Here is a 4,655-nt window from a genome sequence, read left to right as displayed (position 1 = left end):
TAATTGCGCGCATACGAGACAACAGCACACGTTAAAGCCACTGATTGAGCGACGGAAAAAAAACGGCCCCTTGCGGGGCCGTTTTGCTTGGTCACTGAGCGTTGTGTCAGATCAGCGGCAGCTGCTGCACGTGCTCCTGATCCTTCGGCAGCACTTGCGCCGTCAACAGCGGCTCGCTTGCCACAGGGGCCGCTGCCGGGGCGCCGGAGCCTTCATGCTGGGGCAGCACGCTGGTCGGAGCGTCGGCCAGCAACTCGCTGGTGGTGGGCGCGGTGGGGGTGGCCTTGGCGAACCACACGTCTGCCGCAGCGTGCTGGCGGCCGTTCGTGTCGGTCCAGTTGGACACCAACCCCAGCAGGTTGCCGTTGTCGAGCGCCGTGCCGGCCTGAGCGTGCAGATCGATAGCCGCCACGCCGTGCTGGCTCAGAGAGTGCAGTTCGCCAGCGTCGGTCTTGCCGTCCTGGTTGGCATCCACCCACAAGCGCAGGCGGTCCCAGTTCACGTCCAGGGCATTGAGCACACCGTCGTGGTTGGTGTCCTCGGCCGCCATGGCGACATAGCCGTTGGCTGCACGGTGGCCATCGGCCAGCACGGTACCTTCACCGAACAGCTCGCGGCCGTTGTTGATGACACCGTCGCCGTTGCGATCCATCACCAGCAGACCATCATGGGCGCCGACCCAACCGACCTGGGCGCGGTGGCCCGTGCCGAGAAGGTCGAACGCCACGCCCTGGCTTGCAGCCACGGTCTGCACACCGTTGCCGTCGAGGTCCAGGACCACGGGTGAGGTCGCCAGAGTGCTGCGCTGCAGGTCGCTCATGGCGTCCTTCTGGTCCTGGGTGAAGGCAACCATCTGGGCCGCCGTCATCTTGGCCAGATCGCGGATCTCAAGCGCGGCGGCCTGGTCCACGCTCAATGCCGCGATGGTGTCGGTGGCCAGTCCCAGGATGCCTGCCGTGCTCAACGCCACGATCTGTGCCTGACTGAACACGCCGATATCTGCCGCGTCCAGCGTGGCCACTTGAGCCGAGCTGAGCGCGCCGATCTGCGCATCGTTCAGGTTATAGAGCTGGTCGCTGGTCAGCGCTCCGAACTGCGCCGCAGTCATGGCCTTGACGGCAGCGGCAGACAGTGCGCCCACGTCTTCCCCTTCGAGGGCAGAGATCTGCGTGGAGGTCAATCCAGCGATCTGCACCGAGGTGATGGCGGCGAACTGGTCAGCCGACAGCGCATTGAGCTGGGTCGAGGTCAGAACGTGGAAGTGGTCCGAGGTCAGCGCCCCCACCTGCTTGACGCTGAACTGGCTCAGCTCGTCGGCCGTGAAGCCCTCGATCTGGCTCGTGCTCAGCGAGCGAAGCGCGGCCGTCGTCAGCACCTGGATCTGCTCCGGGGTGAGCACCGAAAACTCGCCAGACGTGAACGTGGACAGTTGTGCCGTGCTCAGCGATGCGAACTGTGTTGCGGTCAAGTCGTCGATCTGGTCGCTGGTCAGGGCGGCCACTTGCTGCGTGGTCAGCGACTTGACCACGGCCACGGACAGCGCCGCCAGGTCTTCACCTTCCATGGTGGAGATCTGGGTCGACGTCAGCCCCGCGGCCTGCGCCACGCTCATCAGGCTGAAATGGTCCGGCGTCAGCGCGTTGAGGTCCTCACTGGCAAGGGTGTTGAACTGCGCCGAGCCCAGCGCCTTGAACTGCGACGCCGACAGCGCCTGGAACTGCAGCGCCTCGAAGCCGCCGAGCTGGGTCGAACCCAGGCCGGCCAGCGCGGCCGTGGTCATTGCGCCCACTTGGTCGACGCTGAACTGGCCCATCTCAGTGGCACTGAAGGCGTTGAGCTGCGCGGCGCTGAGCACCGCCACTTGCGCCAGCGTCAGGTCGTCGACCTGGTCGCTCGTGAGCGCGGCGACCTGTTGGGTGCTCAGTGACTTGATCACGGCCGCAGACAGCGATCCCAAATCCGCCGCTTCAAGGTTGGGGATCTGGCTCGTGGTCAGGCCTGCTGCCTGTGCCACGCTCAACAGGCCAAACTGCTCAGCCGTCAGCGCATTGAGGCCGTCGCTGGTGAGTTGGGACAGTTGGGTCGAGCTCAGCGCCTTGAGTTGTGCCGCTGACAGCGACTGCAACTGTTCGGCTCCAAAGCCGCCGAGCTGGGCAGAACCCAGGCCGGCCAGCGCCGCCGTGGTCAGCGTGGCAACTTGCTCCAAAGTGAGCTTGGCCATTTCGTCGGAGCTGAAGGCATTGAGCTGCGCAGCACTGAGCACCGCCACTTGTGCCGGCGTCAGGTCATCGACCAGCTCGGGCGTGAGTGCAGCGACCTGAGCAGTGCTCAAAGACTTGATGACCGCTGTCGTCAGCGCGGCCAGGTCCTCCCCCTCCAGGCTGGCGAACTGGCTCGTGGTCAGCCCCGCAGCCTGTGCCGTGCTCAGCACGGCAAAGTGCTCCGCGGTCAGCGCGTTGAGGTCGTCGGTGGCCAGCTTGGACAGTTGCGTCGCGCTCAGCGCACGAACCTGCTGCGTCGACAGCGCCTGGAACTGGTTGGCCTCGAGCGCACCGAGGTTGTCGGTGCTCAGCCCGGCCAGCGCTGCCGTGGTCAGCGCCACCACTTGTTCAACGCTGAGCTTGCTCATCTCCAGCGTGCTGAAGGCGTTGAGCTGCGCAGCGCTGAGTACCCCCACTTGCTCAGCAGTCAGGTCGTCGACCTGGCTGCTGGTCAGAGCCCCGATTTGATCCGTGCTCAGCGACTTGATCACCGCCGTGCTCAGCGCCGCCAGGTCATCCACTTCCATAGTGGAGATCTGGCTGGTGCTCAGCCCCGCGGCCTGCGCGGTGCTCAGCACGGCAAACTGCTCTGCAGTCAGCGCATTGAGGTCGTCGCTGACGAGCTTGGACAGTTGCGTCGAAGTCAGGGCCTGCACCTGCGCCGCCGTCAGCGCCTGGAACTGGGTGCTGTCGAATGCGCCAAGGTTGGTAGACGTCAGACCGGCCAGCGTTGCCGTGGTCAACGCCGCCACCTGCTCTGCAGTGAGCTTGCCCATCTCGTCCGTGCTGAACGTGTTGAGCTGCGCGGCACTGAGCGTCGCAATCTGCTCGGCGCTGAGTTGATCGACTTGGCTGCTGGTCAATGCGGCGATCTGGTCGGTGCTCAGCGACTTGATCACCGCCGTGCTCAGTGCCGCCACGTCAGTTGCCTGCATGGTCGAGATCTGAGACGTGGTCAGGCCGGTGGCTTGCGCCACGCTCAGCACGGCGAACTGCTCGGGCGTCAGCGCGTTGAGGTCGTCGCTGCTGAGCTTGGACAGCTGGGTCGCGCTCAGTGCCTGCACCTGCTGGATGGTGAGGTCGTCCCACTGGCCGCTGGTGAGGGCATCGAGCTGATCCGAAGTCAAGGAACGGATCACGGCCGTGGTCAGCGCTGCCAGATCGTCAGTCTCCAGGGTGGACATCTGGCCCGTGGTCAACCCTGCAGCCTGCGCCACGCTCAACACGGCGAACTGCTCGGGCACCAGCGCGTTGAGGTCGTCGCTGGTGAGCTTGGACAACTGCGTAGACGTCAAGGCCTGCACCTGGGCCACCGACAGCGCCTGGAGCTGGCTGCTCCCAAACGCGTCCAGGGTGGCGGTGCTCAGCCCAGCCAGCGCCGCCGTGCCCAGAGATGCAATTTGATCCACGCTGAGCTTGGCGATCTCATCGGAGCTGAACGCGTTGAGCTGAGCGGCGCTGAGTGCGCTCACCTGCGCATCAGTGAGGTCATCCACCTGATCGCTGGTGAGTGCAGCGATCTGGTCCGTGCTCAGCGACTTGATCACCGCCGTGCTCAGTGCCGCCAGGTCGCTCGACTCCATGGTGGAGATCTGAGCCGTGGTCAGGCCGGTGGCCTGCGTCACGCTCAGCGCGGCGAACTGCTCGGGCGTCAGCGCATTGAGATCGTCGCTGCTGAGCTTGGACAACTGCGTCGCGCTCAGTGCCTGCACCTGCTGGATGGTGAGATCGTCCCACTGGCCGCTGGTCAGGGCATCGAGCTGTTCCGAAGTCAGGGAGCGGATCACAGCCGTGGTCAACGCCGCCAGGTCTTCTGCTTCCAGATGAGGAATCTGGTTCGTGGTCAGACCCGTGGCTTGGGCCACGGTCAGCATCGCAAACTGCTCCGGCGTCAACGCATTGAGATCGTCGCTGACGAGATTAGAGAGCTGCGTTGCGCTCAGTGCCCTGACTTGGGCCGCTGTCAGCGCCTGGAACTGATTGCTGTCGAGCGCGCCCAGGTTGTCGGAACTCAAGCCCGCCAGCGCGGCCGTGCTCAAAGCCGCCACCTGTTCCAAGCTGAACTTGGTCATTTCGGTGGTGCTGAAGGCGTTGAGCTGCGCGGCGTTGAACACGCCCACTTGCGCGGCGGTCAGGTCATCAACCTGGTCGCTGGTGAGTGCACCGACCTGGGCCGTGGTCAGCGCCTTGATGACCGTCGTGCTCAGCGCGGCCAGGCGGTCTGCTGCCAGGTACGGGATCTGGTCCGTGCTCAAAGCCGCCAACTGCGTGGAGCTCAAGCTGGCGAACTGCTCCGGCGTCAGCGCGTTGAGATCGTCAGTGCCGAGCTTGGACAGCTGCGAAGCGCTCAAGGCCTTCACCTGTGCCAGGGACAGTGCCTGGAACTGGTCGGAA

1 protein-coding gene is annotated in these 4,655 nt (G+C 64.9%); it reads right to left on the bottom strand.

Going from position 1 to position 4,655, the window contains the following annotated elements:
• Positions 1-106: 106 nt before the first annotated feature.
• A complete protein-coding gene (locus tag ALA01S_RS30205; protein WP_157119408.1) occupies positions 107-4,612 on the bottom strand; it encodes an SPM autocatalytic domain-containing protein in 4,506 nt (1,501 codons plus the stop codon).
• Positions 4,613-4,655: the final 43 nt, after the last annotated feature.

It is taken from the genome of Azohydromonas lata NBRC 102462 (assembly GCF_001571085.1).
Taxonomy (GTDB): domain Bacteria; phylum Pseudomonadota; class Gammaproteobacteria; order Burkholderiales; family Burkholderiaceae_C; genus Azohydromonas; species Azohydromonas lata.
The sequence above is the reverse complement of the archived record's forward strand: the minus strand, read 5'-3'. Positions and strand labels throughout refer to the sequence as shown.